Annotated in this window: 12 protein-coding genes; 5 read left to right on the top strand and 7 right to left on the bottom strand. The window is 62.5% G+C overall.

Annotated elements, in window-relative coordinates:
* Window positions 1-169: 169 nt before the first annotated feature.
* Window positions 170-2506: a DUF6311 domain-containing protein gene (locus AC1DXO_RS09100; protein WP_476977810.1), complete on the bottom strand. Its 2337-nt coding sequence runs from the start codon at window positions 2504-2506 to the stop codon at window positions 170-172.
* Between the two features lie 287 nt (window positions 2507-2793).
* On the opposite strand from AC1DXO_RS09100, the gene AC1DXO_RS09095 reads away from it, so the two are divergent.
* On the top strand, window positions 2794-3396 hold the full coding sequence (locus AC1DXO_RS09095) for a zinc-ribbon domain-containing protein (RefSeq protein ID WP_476977809.1): 603 nt from the start codon (window positions 2794-2796) through the stop codon (window positions 3394-3396).
* Between the two features lie 2 nt (window positions 3397-3398).
* Window positions 3399-4031 (top strand): methyltransferase family protein, encoded by a 633-nt coding sequence (locus AC1DXO_RS09090; protein WP_476977808.1) that lies wholly within the window; start codon window positions 3399-3401, stop codon window positions 4029-4031.
* A gap of 1 nt (window position 4032) precedes the next feature.
* Here the strand turns inward: AC1DXO_RS09090 and carB are convergent, their stop codons facing one another.
* The 4 genes from carB to carA all read right to left on the bottom strand — a co-directional run bounded on the left by carB (window position 4033) and on the right by carA (window position 10257).
* Window positions 4033-7329 carry a carbamoyl-phosphate synthase large subunit gene (carB, locus tag AC1DXO_RS09085; RefSeq protein WP_476977807.1) on the bottom strand — a complete coding sequence of 1099 codons (3297 nt, stop codon included), beginning with the start codon at window positions 7327-7329 and terminating at the stop codon, window positions 4033-4035.
* A gap of 344 nt (window positions 7330-7673) precedes the next feature.
* On the bottom strand, window positions 7674-8177 hold the full coding sequence (locus tag AC1DXO_RS09080; protein ID WP_476977806.1) for a murein hydrolase activator EnvC family protein: 504 nt from the start codon (window positions 8175-8177) through the stop codon (window positions 7674-7676).
* 126 nt (window positions 8178-8303) lie between these two features.
* Window positions 8304-9032, bottom strand: a complete 729-nt coding sequence (locus tag AC1DXO_RS09075; RefSeq protein ID WP_476977805.1) for a response regulator — start codon at window positions 9030-9032, stop codon at window positions 8304-8306.
* Window positions 9033-9081: 49 nt separating this feature from the next.
* A complete protein-coding gene (gene carA, locus AC1DXO_RS09070) occupies window positions 9082-10257 on the bottom strand; it encodes a glutamine-hydrolyzing carbamoyl-phosphate synthase small subunit (RefSeq protein ID WP_476977804.1) in 1176 nt (391 codons plus the stop codon).
* 187 nt (window positions 10258-10444) lie between these two features.
* On the opposite strand from carA, the gene AC1DXO_RS09065 reads away from it, so the two are divergent.
* The 3 genes from AC1DXO_RS09065 to AC1DXO_RS09055 all read left to right on the top strand — a co-directional run bounded on the left by AC1DXO_RS09065 (window position 10445) and on the right by AC1DXO_RS09055 (window position 12327).
* Window positions 10445-10714 (top strand): hypothetical protein, encoded by a 270-nt coding sequence (locus tag AC1DXO_RS09065; RefSeq protein ID WP_476977803.1) that lies wholly within the window; start codon window positions 10445-10447, stop codon window positions 10712-10714.
* A gap of 90 nt (window positions 10715-10804) precedes the next feature.
* On the top strand, window positions 10805-11767 hold the full coding sequence (locus tag AC1DXO_RS09060; protein ID WP_476977802.1) for a hypothetical protein: 963 nt from the start codon (window positions 10805-10807) through the stop codon (window positions 11765-11767).
* A gap of 5 nt (window positions 11768-11772) precedes the next feature.
* Window positions 11773-12327, top strand: coding sequence for a hypothetical protein (locus AC1DXO_RS09055; RefSeq protein ID WP_476977801.1), 555 nt, complete (start codon window positions 11773-11775; stop codon window positions 12325-12327).
* A gap of 11 nt (window positions 12328-12338) precedes the next feature.
* On the opposite strand, the gene AC1DXO_RS09050 is transcribed toward AC1DXO_RS09055, so the two are convergent.
* Window positions 12339-14807, bottom strand: coding sequence for a serine/threonine-protein kinase (locus AC1DXO_RS09050; protein WP_476977800.1), 2469 nt, complete (start codon window positions 14805-14807; stop codon window positions 12339-12341).
* Entirely contained in the window at window positions 14791-15270 is a 480-nt protein-coding gene (locus AC1DXO_RS09045; RefSeq protein ID WP_476977799.1) for an ECF-type sigma factor, read from the bottom strand. The genes AC1DXO_RS09050 and AC1DXO_RS09045 overlap by 17 nt, the downstream gene beginning before the upstream one ends.
* Window positions 15271-15371: the final 101 nt, after the last annotated feature.

The following is a 15371-nucleotide window of genomic DNA, read 5'->3' as shown; positions in this document are numbered from 1 at the left end:
CCCGTTGCCGGTTGAGGGTGAAAGCAACCGGCAGGGCTGACGATAAGGTTGTGAAAGACGCTCGGCCTCGCGCTACCTTGCAGTGCACAAAATCGAAGTCCCGGACCTTATAGTTTGATTTGGCGGGATTTGAAAGAAAAGTTTTTTGGCCGGCAGGAACCCCTGATGCCTAACCCTTTAACGGCGTCGGCGCGGGCAGGGCGTCCGGATCGACCAGCTTTATGTCCATCAGCTTGATGCCCAAAGAACTGGCACTGGTGCTGGCGGTGATGTTCTGAGGTTGGGGCGCCGGTCCGCGGGCGATTTGCAGACTGCGCCCACCACGTGTCGCGGTCGACATACTGCTGGAGGACGACTGTTCGGTGCCCTGGGGTTCGACAACCTCGGGGGCTTCGACAATAAAGCTGATATTCATCGTCTCGGCGCGCATCACCGAGCGCGGCAGGGGAATGGTGAACTGGCTGGCGCGGCGGCTCAGCGATATTTCGTCGACCTTGACGCCGTTGATCAGCACGCTGACCTGCACCGGCATGCGGCTGCGGGCCTTCAGGTTGAGGGCAAGCTTCTTCGGGCGCGGTGTGTCGAAGGCGATATGCTGGATGGGGATGACGACATCGGCCTTGGGGCCGTCGCTCCACACGCCTTCGGTATCCGGGCGCGACCAGTTTTCGTCCAGCATGCAGGTGCCCTGGTCGAGCCAGCCGAAACGCACTTCCGAGCGGATCGGGTCCCAAACCGGCTTGTCGAGCGGCAGGTCGCGCGCTGCGGCCGGCGGTATGATCCACACACCGTCCAGCATACGCAGGCGCGAGCGCAGGGTTGGCGGGGCGTCGCACTGTTTCAGGAAGACGAACAGGTGGTCGCTATTGACCTCACCGCGTTTGAAGGCGTCCTGGCCGGCGTCCTGATAGGCGACCTGCATGATGTTTTCACGCGCCGCATACATGGTATTGACCGGGCGGGCATTGGAGGTGGCGCGCCAGGTCAGTTCATAGAACAGCTTGTCATTGAAATGGACGTTGGCCGGATAGAAGTCGATGCCGGTCGATTGGGCGACGAGTTTGTCCCATAGCGGTGACGGCGTCTGATAATAGACCTGATCACTGGAGGCCAGTCCCGTCGCCTTGCGCATGGCCGAAGCAAAACCGTTCAGGTCGTAGGCTTGGACGATCAGGATCAGGGGCAGCATGACGGCGACAATCCTCGGCCGGCTCTTGAACAGAACCACCAGGCCGGTCAGGACCATGCAGTAGCCGATGGGCCAGCCGAAGCGGCCCGATGCGCGCAGCACGGCCAAGGGCTGACGCAAGGCTTCCGGCGTCGGAAAATCCCACAGCTTGAAGCCGTAGAACATGCCCTTGTTGGTGAAGGCCAGCAGCAACAGGACGATGAACGGCAGGGCCAGATAGGTCAGCTTGCTGAAAAAAGCCTTTGCCGCCTTGGCTTCGGGCGTGGCGATATAGAGGACGGCGGCCGAAACGATCAGGACCAGCAGGCCGAAACCGAGATACTGATAGCCCTCGAACGACTGTCCGCCATTCAGCGGCCAGGCCTTGAGAACAGCCGAGAATTCCGGGCGCACCGGGTTGAAGAAACCGGCAATGTCCATGGAATAGTAGGACCAGCCGCCGGCGCCCGGGCTCATGCCCTTGGTGAATGTGCCTGCCAGATACAGGGCCAGAACGGCGGTCATCAGGACGATCAGTGCGCGCAGCACCGTATCGAGCACGACGGCGCGATCCAGCTTGCGAGCTGCCGGCCAGAAGCGCTTCAGCACGTCGCCGCCCCAGATGGCCGCGACCATGAACAGAAGATAGGGGTGCAGCAGGCCGGTAAAGAACAGCAGGGCGCAATAGCCCAGCATCTTGGCGCCGCCGCGGAACCAGTCGAGCGGTACACGCCAGAGCGGACGCAAGCTTAGATCCGCCGTACGATCATTGGCGACATTGATGAACAGGTGCAGTGCCCACAGGATCAGCCACTGAGCGACCAGAGTGTCGTGGCGCATGCGATAATACAGCGCCGGCAGGGCGCTCAGGGCCGCGGCGCCGCCCAACGCCATCCAGCGGTTCGGCGCGTGCGGCCGGATCAGCTTGTAGGCAAAGACGACGTGCATGGCGACGCAGAAGGCGAACCACAGTCCGATATACTGGAAATTGCCCGGGAGCCATGGATCGAACGGCTTGAACAGAAAGGCGAACGGCGGATTGGAGTCGGTCGAGATCAGGGTATTGCCCATCGGATGGGCGAGCACGCTCTGGTGATTGAAGCCGTCCGCGCCATGACGATAGGCGTTCCAGCCATTGACGTGCTGGCCCCAGTCGGCTTCGAGCACCCAGCCGATATGGGTCGGAATGACGACGCCGGGATCGAAGAAGCACAGGAACAGGGCGACAGGCAGCATCAGGCACAGAGCCCGGAACAGGCCTGTTATGGCCTGGGGCGGCAACTGGGCCAGAAGAGTTTGAGGCTTGCTCAGAACGGAGCGCCAGTTCGGCAAACGCATGTCTTTTTAGTACTCGGATGGAGGATGGGCGTCGCCCCTGCAACTGCCATGCCTTTGCGATGGCGCCGCCGCGGTCTTCTTGTCCGGGGCGTCTGGGTCTTGGCGGAACAGGGATGGATTTCAGCTGTGCATTGTACGCGAATCGCCGCTGTTCACAAGCCCGTGAAGCGGTGACATTTTGTTACGGACGCCGTGCCACCTGACGTGATTTGCAACGACTATAGGGATTGAATTTTCAGGCATTCTGCGGAATATACTTATAAGAATTTTATTTTCGGGGTGGGGCAATGATTATTTTCGGCACGCGCAGCATTACGTCTGTGAAACGCTCGGGCGGGTTTCACTGCCCGGTTTGCGAAAAGAGCAGGGTCTTTGACCTGAAAAAGATCAGCCGCTGGATTCATATTTATTTCATCCCGGTGATCCCCTTGGGTGATCAGGGCAGCTACGTCGCCTGCCGCACCTGCCAGGGTAATTTCAACCCCTATGCCATTACCGAGGACCCCGGCGCCGAACAGGCCGATCTGATCGCCAGGATAGATACGGCACTTGTCCACGGCCTTGTCATCCTCGCGATGGCGCGGCCGCCTGTAACTGATGACGTGCTGGAAGGCATTGCTGCATTGATGAAGCGCGCTGCCGGGCGGGAGGTGGATCTGCAGAAGATGAACGACATCCTGTCGCTGGTCCGTCGACAAAAATTGACGATGAGCGGCGCCATGGAGCCGCTGGCCGCCAGCCTGACCGGCGAGGCCAAGGTCCGGATGCTGAATGCGCTTCTGGAGCAACGCCCGTTGTCCGCCGAGCAACGCAAGCTTGTCGAAAAAGCGGGGCAGGCGATGAAAATGAAAAAAGCCGATATCGCCGCGACCATGTCGGCTGCGACCTGATCTTGACGGGTTTGAAACGCAGCGCCTCGGGACTCGCCGTGGCGATCCTCAATGCCCTTTTTCTTCTGGCGCCGGCGCTTTTCCTGCGCCGTGGCCATGGTTCCATTGGGGTGCTTGTACCCGCTATCATCTGTCTCAGCCTGGCGGGGGCGGCTGAGATTGTCTGCGCGCCAGGGGAGATACAGCAGTCCTCCGACGATCTGGGCCGATTCAACTGGCTTCAGGGAGTATGGCTTCTGGCCGGGTTTGAAATGGCATCGGTCTGGCGATCCATGCACGCCCTACCTTCGGGCCATGCCTGGTCGTGGCTGGGCGGCGCGCTCATACTGACTGGTTCGGCTCTGCGCTGTCTTGCCATCCGTCGCCTGGGGGCAGGTTTCAGCAATGGTGTATCGCCGACGGCCTCCGCCTTGTGCGTCGACGGTATCTATGGCTGGTTGCGCCATCCGGCAGAAAGCGGCTTGATTCTGCTATGCGCAGGTTTTTCTATGGCGTTACAGACCTGGGGCGTCATGCTGCTTACCCTGCCGGTCATGCTGGTTCTGTCACTGACACGCCTGCGGATGGAAGAGCGCGTCCTGGAACGTGCTTTTCCCCGCGCCGTGCAGGCCTATCACCGTAAGGTCCGGTTTTAGATCACGCATATTCCTGGAGCGAACGAACGTCCAGGGTTCCCTTGCGTTCAGCGGCGATCGCGCGTGTCGCAGCCACAGCACCCGATGCCGTTGTGTAGTAGGGGATTTTCATCATCAGGGTGGTGCGGCGGATCGAGAAGGAATCGGCCAGGGACTGCTTGCCTTCGGTGGTGTTGAAGACCAGGGCGATCTCGCCGTTCTTGATGGCGTCGAGGATGTTCGGACGGCCTTCGAGCACCTTCTTGACCTTTTCGACCGTGACGCCGTGGGCGGCCAGATAGTCGTGCGTGCCGCCGGTGGCAACCACGGTAAAGCCCATGTCGAGCAGCGAACGTACCGCGTCAACAATAACGGGTTTATCCTGATCACGGACCGAGACGAAGACCTTGCCGCCGACGGGCAGCTTGGTGCCGCTGCCCAGTTGCGACTTGGCGAAGGCGCGCGAGAAGGCGTCGATCATCTCTTCGCCGTCGCGTATCCAGTCCAAGCCCATGACTTCACCGGTCGAGCGCATTTCAGGTCCGAGAACCGTGTCGACATTGGCAAAGCGCGCGAACGGGAAGACGGCTTCCTTGACGGCGACGTGACGGTAGTCGCGCGGCTTGAGGCCAAACTCGGCCAGCGCCTTGCCGGCCATGATCTTGGCGGCGATACCGGCCAGGGGCTGGCCCAGGGTCTTGGCGACGAAGGGCACGGTGCGCGAAGCCCGCGGATTGACTTCGAGCACGTAGATTTTCGGATCGGTATAGGGATGTTCGATGGCGAACTGGACGTTCATCAGGCCGCGGACCTTTAGCGCCCGGGCCAGTTCCACCGTCTGGCGCTCCAGTTCCTTCACCGTTTCGGGTTTCAGCGAGAACGGCGGCAGCGAACAGGCCGAGTCGCCCGAATGGACGCCGGCTTCTTCGATATGTTCCATGATGCCGGCGACGAAGACGTCGGTGCCGTCGGCCAGGGCGTCGGCATCGACCTCGATGGCGGCGCTGAGATACTGGTCGATCAGGACAGGTGAATCGCCCGACACCTGCACCGCCTCACGGACGTAGCGGGCCAGCTGTTCGTCGTCGCGGATGATTTCCATGGCGCGGCCGCCCAGGACATAGGACGGACGGATGACGATCGGATAGCCGACCTCGTGGGCAGCCTTGAAGGCTTCTTCCGGCGTGCGGGCGATGGCGTTGATCGGCTGGGCCAGGTCGATGTCGCGGAGCAGATGCTGGAAGCGTTCGCGGTCTTCGGCCAGGTCGATGGCGTCGGGCGTGGTGCCGAGGATGGGGATGCCCTCGTCCTCAAGCGCCTGGGCCAGCTTCAGCGGCGTCTGGCCGCCGAACTGGACGACCACGCCGATCAGTTCGCCCTTGGTTTGTTCGACGGCGATCAGTTCAAGCACATCTTCGGCCGTCAGCGGTTCGAAATACAGCCGGTCGGACGTGTCATAGTCGGTCGAGACGGTCTCCGGGTTACAGTTGACCATGATGGCTTCGACGCCGATATCCTTGAAGGCAAAGGCGGCATGACAGCAGCAATAGTCGAACTCGATGCCCTGGCCGATCCGGTTGGGACCGCCACCCAGGATGATGGCCTTCTTGCGCTCGGTGGGCGCTGCCTCGCATTCGGGAATCTGACCCAGTGCGCCCGACTCGTAGGTCGAATACATATAGGCCGTGTTGGAACGGAATTCGGCTGCGCAGGTGTCGATGCGCTTGAAGACCGGACGAACATCCAGCGCGCGACGGGCGGCGCGAACCTGCTTTTCGCTCTGGCCGGTCAGCTTGGCCAGACGCACGTCGGAGAAGCCCATGGCTTTCAAGGTGCGCATGGCAGCGGCCGAGGTCGGCAGGCCCATGCTGCGGATCTTGGCTTCTTCGGAGACAATGGTTTCGATCTGGCGGAGGAACCACGGCTCATAGGAACAGGCGGCATTGATCTCGTCGACCGTCAGGCCGTGGCGGAAGGCCTGGGCGATGACGCGCAGGCGATCCGGCGTCGGTCGACCCAGTTCGCGGATGACGGCGTCGCGGATGGCGTTCTGGTCTTCGGCATTTTTCACGCCGTTGATGTCGACCTCGTCGAAGCCCGACAGGCCAGTTTCCAGGCCGCGCAGGGCCTTCTGTACCGACTCGGCGAAGGTCCGGCCGATCGCCATGACTTCGCCGACCGACTTCATCGACGTGCCGAGCAGAGGCTCCGAGCCGGGATATTTCTCGAAGGCGAAGCGCGGAATCTTGGTGACGACATAGTCGATCGACGGTTCGAACGAGGCCGGGGTCGTCTGGGTGATGTCGTTGGCCAGTTCGTCAAGTGTGTAGCCGACGGCCAGCTTGGCGGCGATTTTGGCGATCGGGAAGCCGGTCGCCTTGGAGGCCAGGGCCGAGGAGCGCGACACGCGCGGGTTCATTTCGATGACGATCATGCGGCCATCGGCCGGATTGAGCGCGAACTGAACGTTGGAACCGCCCGTTTCGACGCCGATTTCACGCAGGACGGCCAGACTGGCCGAGCGCATGATCTGGTATTCCTTGTCGGTCAGGGTCAGGGCCGGGGCGACGGTGATCGAATCGCCGGTGTGCACGCCCATCGGGTCGACGTTTTCGATCGAGCAGACGATGATGCAGTTGTCGGCGGTGTCGCGCACCACCTCCATCTCATATTCCTTCCAGCCGAGGATCGACTCCTCGATCAGGACTTCGGTGGTCGGCGACAGGTCAAGGCCGCGCTCGACGATGTCGCGGAATTCTTCCTGGTTGAAGGCGATGCCACCGCCGGTGCCGGCCAGGGTAAAGGACGGGCGGATGACCGCCGGCAGGCCGCCGATCTCGTCCAGAGCAGCATAGGCCTCGTCCATGGTGTGGGCGACGGCCGACTTGGCCGATTCGAGGCCCAGCTTGTCCATGGCGTTGCGGAACTTCAGCCGGTCCTCGGCCTTGTCGATCACCTCGGCCTTGGCGCCGATCATCTCGACATTGTACTTCTTCAGGACGCCAGAATTTTCCAGGGCCAGGGCGGTATTGAGCGCGGTCTGTCCGCCCATGGTCGGCAGCAGGGCGTCCGGGCGTTCCCGGGCGATGATCTTCTCGACGAATTCCGGGGTGATAGGCTCGATATAGGTTGCGTCGGCCACATCCGGGTCGGTCATGATGGTGGCGGGATTGGAGTTGACCAGGACGATGCGGTAGCCTTCCTGACGCAGGGCTTTACAGGCCTGGACGCCGGAATAGTCGAACTCGCAGGCCTGACCGATAATGATGGGGCCCGCGCCGATGATCAGGATGGACTTGATATCTGTACGTTTGGGCATATCGGTCTTGGTCTTTCTCAAGCGCAGGCAGAGGAAGGGCTGTTTACACAGTCCTTGCGTTAAAATGAGCCGTCCGGCTCGTCAGGTTTCGGGCTAAGCGGGTGCTTTAGAGGCTAAGGACGTATAGCGCAACCCCGGAATTGGCCGAATCATCACGTTTTTGCACAGCAACAAAAAAGCCCCGCCGGCGGAAAGCGCGGCGGGGGGAGGTGGTCTTGGTGATAACAGGGCTGCCCCCGTCCCCGATAGATGAGGGCCAAGGAGACGGGGGCAGGGAGGACCGGCTGAACACTTCGGGAGTGGGGGAAACCAGGAGGCTCAGACGATCTTTGGGGTAAACTTGATCAGCGCATGGCGATTGAGGCCTGGAGCGGATTGACGGTCTCTTCACCGCAGCGAAGTTCCATATAGAGGTGCGAGGGTTCCTTGCCGGCGCGCGGCATGGCGCCCAGGCGGTCGTGAAGGCGTAGGGTCTGGCCTGTCTCGACCGAGACCTGCGACAGGCCGGCCAGGACAACGCGATAGTCGCGGCCGATATTGAGGATGACGACCTGGCCCATGTTCTCGACCGGCCCGGCATATTCGACAATGCCGTCGGCGGGAGCGACCACGGGGGCACGGGCTTCGGTCAGGTAGACGATACCGCGACTGGCGAGGGGCTGGCCGCTGCTATAGGCAGGATTGACCTCGCCATAGCCTTGCCAGACATTGCCGTCGACCACGGACGCCAGATGCGTCATGCCACAGCTCTGCGCCTTGACCTGGCCGGCGATCAGCATGCAGCCGGCCAGCAGAAGGGCGAGGCTCAGTGCGAGGAATAGCCGCGGAGTTTGTATCGTCGTATTCATCTTGCCCATCTTCGCCATCACTGTCTTATTGCGTTCGACAAGACGAATATGCGGGAATGTATTTAAACGCGGTCTAAAAGATTCTTACGGCGATGTCGCAATTGGCGGCGATGTCGCAAAGGGTGGTCAGCTCTTGGCGGGCCGGAACATGTAGCCAGTGCCGTAGACCGTCTGGATCAGGTCGTCCTCACCCTCCGGGCTGATATGGCGCAGTTTGCGGCGCAGGCGCGAGATCAGGGTGTCGAGCGATCGGTCGGTGCTGTCCTCGTGCAGGTCGACCATGCGCGCCAGGACCTGTTCACGCTTCAGCGGCCGGTCGCGTTGGGCCAGGAAGACGTGCAGCACGGCGAACTCGGCTGCCGACAGCATCAGCATCTTGTCGACCGGACTGGTCAGGCGCCGCGTACGGTTATCCAGGCTCCAGCCGAAGAAACGCACTGTCTCGACCTCTTCCCGCACCGGTGCTGGCTGGGGGGCGCGGCGCAGTATCTTGCGGATGCGCACCGTCAGCTCGTCCAGGTTAAAGGGCTTGGCCATATAGTCTTCGGCGCCGAGATTAAGCCCCTTGATACGCGCCACGTCGTCGCCCAGCGCGCTGAGCATGATGATCGGCGGCCCTTTGGCGGCGCTGATACGGGCGCAGATCGACAGGCCGTTCTCGCCGGGCATCATGGAATCGAGCACGATCAGGTCGATGAGCTCACCGGCCAGCACCGCGTCCATGGCCACGCCGCCGTCCGCCGAAAAGGCGCGAAAACCCTGGCGGGTAAGACCCGATTTCAACAGATCGCGAATCGACTCGTCGTCGTCGACAACCAGAATATTCGGTTTCGCATCCTGGAGGTTATCGTTCATTCGCCGCCCCGGTGTTGTGCCAACCCAGGTCGCCGAATACCTTGCAGAATCAGGCTGTGACCTTGGCGTCGCGCATATTCTGCGCGAAGCGTTCGAACAGGTAAAGGCTGTCGACCGGACCGGGCGACGCTTCGGGGTGGTGCTGGACGGAAAATACCGGCTTGCCGGTCATGCTGATACCGCAGTTGGAACCGTCAAACAGCGACACATGGGTCTCGATCACCCCTTGCGGCAGAGAGTCACGATCAATGGCGAAGCCGTGGTTCATCGACACGATCTCGACCTTGCCCGTGGTATCGTCACGAACGGGATGGTTGGCGCCATGGTGACCCTGGCCCATCTTGATGGTCTTGGCGCCCAGCGCCAGGCCCAGCATCTGGTGGCCCAGGCAGATACCGAAAACCGGCAGGCCGGCCGCGATAATCTTCTGAATGACCGGTACGGCATAGACGCCGGTCGCCGCCGGATCGCCCGGGCCGTTCGACAGCAGCACGCCATCCGGACGCAGGGCCAGTATCTCCTCGGCCGGGGTCTTGGCCGGCACCACCTGCACATCGGCGCCAATATCGACCAGGGCGCGCAGGATGTTCTGTTTGACGCCGTAATCGATGACTACGACCTTGAACTCGTGCTTCGTTCCGGCCTTGAAGCCGTCCGGCCATTGCCAACGGTCAGTCGAATAGCTTGCCTGTTGCGCCACGGTCGCATCGATCGCCAGGTCGAGATTGTTCAGGCCTGCCCAGGCGGCGGCACGTGCAACCAGGGCAGGGATATCGAACGCACCCGTCGGCGAGTGGGCGATGACGCCGTGCGGCATACCCTGTTCGCGGATACGCCGGGTCAGGGCGCGGGTATCGATGCCGGACAGGCCGACCACGCCGCGCGACACCAGCCAGTCGTTGAAGTTCATGGTCGAGCGCCAGTTGGCCGGCGGGGTCGGGGCATCGCGGAAAATAGCGCCCCTCGCTGCGCGCCTGGGGTCGTCGCCCAGTTGCTCGACATCGTCGGCATTGACGCCGACATTGCCGATATGCGGGAAGGTGAAGGCAATGATCTGGTCCATATAGGACGGATCGGTGAGGATTTCCTGGTAACCGGTCATGGCCGTGTTGAAACAGACCTCGCCCAGGACCTCGCCGGCGGCGCCGCAACCCAGGCCCTGATAGACGGTACCATCCGCCAGGACCAATACCCCCGTACAGCCGGATAGAAGTTCATAGCTCATGGGGAAATCTCCGTGAAAAAAAGGCGTAACTGCGCGCAAACGGCCGCACACATAGGGATAAGCACTGCCCGGGTCAATCCGTAAGTTTTGTGACAGTTCGCTAATAGGGAGAATGTCGTAAAATGGATATAAAAATGCGTGATAACGTCGATATGCCAAGAATGGTACCAAAAATTAGGGGATAGATATGACGACCGAAACGCCTGCCATACTCCTGACCTCCGCCGACATCGATAATATTGAGAGTGAGCGTACCCTTCTGAATGCCGAAATCGCGTCTCTGGACGTCAGGCGCGCCGAACTCGATGTTCGCCGCGGCGAATTGACGGACCGCCTGAGCAAGATACGCGCGCTGCTGGATGCCCTGGGCCTTGGCGCGGTCAACCAGTTGTCGTCGAACTCGCTGTATGCGACGCGCCATGTCAAGGCCGTCCCGCATAATGGTGTGGCGTCGTAAGGCACCTGTTCCACACGTAATCGGGTACACTGGCCGCAGTCATTGAACTGTGTTAGCCTCCTTGTGGCTGGTTCGGAACAGGGCGCTTTCATGAAAGCTGTTGCAGGCGTAAAAGCTGTCATAAGCGTATTGGCGTTTTCACTCCTGCTCACAGGCCCGGCACCGGTCCAGGCCTGGCAGACGGCGCCGGCGTCCGTACCCGGTGCAGCACCGGTCAACAGCGCTGCTACGACGGCGCCCGAAGATACGCCCAATCGTCCGGTCGCCAAACCGTGTACGCAGGCGGCCATTCGGGAAGCCGCCGCCGCCAAGCTCGCGCCCCAACTGATGGGCTGCAATCTGGCAGTCGTGGCGCCGCCGCTGCTGCAGTTCTTCCACCTTGTCCCGGTCACCCGTCAGGTTGCCGGCAAGGCCTTGCCCGGGACGATCCTCGACCAGACACCGTCAGCCGGCACGGCGCTGTCGCCGGGCGGACGGCTGTCCGTGACCGTATCGAACGGGAAGCCGGCTGAGGAGCCCGCCAGCAGTTCGGCCGCACCTTCGAGTGCCGGGTCGGACAGCGGGACGCCGAGCGTACCGCCAAGACCGGACACGCGTCCTCCGACAACGTCATCATCGTCATCATCTGCGACGTCGAGCGCCGTCTCCGCTTCAAACCCTGCCGGCCAAACGAGCGCCGACGCGGTTTCGTTATCCCCGACCATCTCATCTGAGGCGGCCTCGGTGCCGGAGGCCGTTGCCTCGGCGCCTGCGTCAAGCGAATCCGGGGCCGACATCAAGGCAGCAAGCTTCCCGTTATGGGGCTATTTCGCGATTATCGTGGCCGTGCTGGCGGCTCTGGCGGCCGGTCTGGGCCTATTGCGCTTGAGACGGCCGGTAATCCACCAGGCTGCGGTTCCCGACATTGCGTGCCACCTCGAATTTGGACCGGGCCGGCTCACCACGGATGGGCCTTTGATCGATGGGCCGGCGGTTGAGCTGGCTATCGAAACCGAAGCCGGACCCGTGGTTTCGTCCGACATAACCGTGCTCGATCAAGGACATGAGGAATAGCTGCCATGACCGATACCCTCTTTCTGGATGATATGCTCGATGCGGACACGCTTGCCTCGATCAGACAGCAGGTTACCGCCGCCGTCAGCCTGGACGGCAAGCTGAAGGCGCTGACCGACACCATGCCGATGCTGGACGGTGCCATTACGCGGGCCGCGACCTCATGTTTGCATATCGATCCGTTGGCCCTCCTGGCCGATGGCTGGGCGACCGCCAAGGCGATCCGCGCCTATCGCGATCCACAGGCCAACCCACCGGGCACGACGTCGATCCTGAAACTGGCAAAGCACAGTATCGAACGCGATATCAAACCGGCAATCACAATAAAGCTGGGCGCCCTTCAGCGTTTTCCATTGAGCCTGGCCCTGACCGTGGCCGGCGTGTTCCAGGGTATAGAACTGGCCATCAGCAACGGCAAGATCGTCTCGGTCGGCTGCGGCACTTGTCACCTGGCCTTCCATATCAAGCTCGCCGACAAGGCTGTGATGGCGCCGAAAACGCTGAAGGAAATCAAACTGCCGGGCGAATACCGGTTCGTGCAGCCGCTGGCGATACCCTGAAGTCAGCCGAACTAAAGCGCGCAGGTTTTCAGCCGCGCATCCAGCCATGCCACATCGGCTTTCAGGCGATCCGGCACGCCGCCGTGCGACGCCATCTCCGCCCACAGGGCTCGGGCTTCACGGGCGGCGGCGCAGGCCTCGGCCGGCCGCTTCCAGCCATCGAGGCTGATGGCGTAGACGCGCAGGGAGGTTGCCAGGCTAAGCCTTATGTCAGAATCTCCGGGATGACGCTGCATCATCAAACGGCGCGCCGCGATCGACTGGCCGGCGACCGCGACAGCTTCGTCGACGCGCCCCAGGTCCGACAGGATGGCGGCGCGATTGAGCGCCAGCAGGTTGGTGGCTCTTTGTGTAGCGATGCTGTCGTCGAACTGCGCCACCTGGCCGATCAGCGCGACGCCCTGGTCGGCCCAGGTCAGGGCCTCCGTCGGCTTACCCATATCCTGATACGAGGATGAGACCTGATAATCGTAGATTGCCTGCCGAATGGCGATACGGATATCGAGCACGCCTGAATCGCGGGCCGCCTGCAGGATGGCGACCGCACGCTTGTAACGCGGCACGGCCTCGACTGGCGACGTGGCGTAGGTGGCGTCGCCTATGGCGTTTTCACTGGCGGCGGTCAGTAGCGGCTTGAGAGAATCGTACGGTGCCGTGTCGGGCAGGTCGCGACCGCGCGCCAGGGCATCGGTCATCAACCCGACAATGTCCGTCATCCGGTTGTCATTATAGAGCAGGTCGCCGCGGCCATTGACGGCGTTCCACCGGCCGTAGGCGGCATCAATATCTTTCGGGTTCGCTTTGAGTACGCCGTCGTACAGGGCGATGGCCTCGTCGACAGAGGCATAGGCGGCCTTGAGATCATTATTGGAACCGGCCATGACACCGCTTTTCCACGCCAGGGTCCGCGCCAGTTCGCGGCGGATGTCGGCGCGGCCCGGATAGCGCTGCATCAATCGGCGCAAGCCGGCCTCGGACGCGTTGAGGGCGCGCAGACCGCCGTCGGCATCGCCCGTTGCATTGCTGGAATTGACCGCCAGGGCATGGCCGACGCGACCGTAACCGATGGCGACGTCGCGTTGAACCTCGGCCGGTGCGCCGGGAACGCGCGACAGACGTTGCAGATAGTCGCGTCCGACATCGGTGGTCCGGGCGCGTAAAGCGCTGGCGCCCGGCAGGCGCTCCAGTGCGTCGTGAAAATCGCCGAGCATGTAGCCCGCCAGGGCCCTCACCTCCGAAAACCGTGTCTCGGCGCGGACATACAGGACCGAAATCATCACCAGGGCGATCAAGGTGGCGAGTGTAGCCGTAACCCCCGCCGCGACCGGCCAGCGATGGCGGCGGACGAACAGTCGGACACCATGCAGCCAGTCAGGCGTGCGAGCCTTCACCGGGCGGTGTCCGGCAAAGGCCTTCAGGTCGTCCGCCAGGCCCTGGGCGGTCGTGTAGCGTGCTTCCGCCTCCCGGGCCGTAGCCTTGGTGACAATAGCGGCGAGGTCGGCGGGCGGGGAGGGCGTAACGGCGTCACGATCCTCCTGGCCAGGCCATTGACCTTCCAGCAGGCCTTTCATGATAATGCCCAGGGCATAGATATCGTCCGCCGGAACCGGTGCGTCGCCGTCGAGCCGTTGCGGGCTGGCATAGCCGGGCGTGCGCGGAACGGCCGAAGTGGTAGCCCCGACATCAGGTTCGGCCAGAGTCGGGGCGGCCAGCGAAGAGATGCCGAAATCGACGAGAAAAGGCTCTCCGTCCGCGGTTATGAGAATATTGGATGGTTTGAGGTCGGCATGGACGACCAGGTTCTGGTGGGCATATTGCACGGCCTCGCAGATGGTGGTCATCAGCGCGACCGCCTGCGCGACACCGGGTGTCTCGCGCGCCGCCCACATATCGAGCGTGACGCCGTCGATCTTTTCCATGACGATCCACGGCAGGCCTTGCTCCGTCACGCCGCCATCATACAGACGGGCGATATGGCGGTGGCGCAAGCGCGCCAGAACACGTCGCTCGGTGTCGAAAAAGGCCAGGGCGTGGGCGGCCAGCCGCGACGGCCGCATCAGCTTGACAGCGACCTCGTGTTCAAACAGTCCGTCGTCGCGCCGGCCGAGCCAGACTTCGCCCATGCCGCCACCGCCCAGTCGCTCGACCAGGGCATAGGTGCCGATGCGCGGCGGTACGACCAGGGCCGTGGTGTCGTCGTCATCGCCTGGAAGTTCCGTCGGCAGGGCAGAGGGGGCCAGCGCGTCGGCCGCCAGCAGGGCTTCGACAGCGGCGATCAGCGACGGATCGGCTGTATGCTGGGCCAGCAGCCAATCGTGGCGCTTGGCCTCGGGGATATCGAGCGCCGTGTCGAAGATGTCGAGAATCTGGCGACGCCGGACGACACGTTCATCTATACGTTCATCTGGGCGCTCTTCTGGTGCCGGATCTTTTGGATCATCTGATGGCGTATCGCCGGGGGGATCAGTCGGAGAGGTCATCGAGCAGCCACGCTCGCGCGACACGCCATTGACGCTTGACGGTGCTGAGCGACGCCCCGCTGACGGCAGCGATCTCCTCCAGGGTCAGCCCGGCATAAAAGCGTTGTTCGACAATGCGGGCGCGGTCGGGGTCGGCTGCCTGAAGCCGGGTCAGCGAGTCGTCGAAGGATTCGACGTCGAAGCGCGGGGCCGAGCTTTCCTGTGGCCACTGCGTCATCATGGGCGGCGCCTGGCGTTTTTGCGCCCGAAAGCGGCGCACCTCGTCGATCAGGACATGGCGCATGACGCGCGCCGAAAGTGACAGAAAATGGGTGCGTGAGACGACATCCAGGCGTTCCAGCCGCATCAGTTGCAGGGCCGCCTCGTGGGCCAGTTCGGTGGGTTGGAACAGGGCGCGCGCCTGATGTCCGGACAGGACCTTGCGCGCCAGTTGCCGATAGTCGTCGTAATAGCGCTCCAGCATGCGCTGCGGCCATACCGCTTGCCCCGGCCGGGAGGCTGGTTCCGCGTCCCTGACTGGACTTACCGGCTGCGTCATCGCTATCGCGTCTCGTCACCACTACC

Source organism: Asticcacaulis sp. P2_C5 (genome assembly GCF_056404555.1).
Note: the sequence above shows the minus strand (reverse complement) of the source record. Positions and strands in the feature narration are given on the sequence as shown.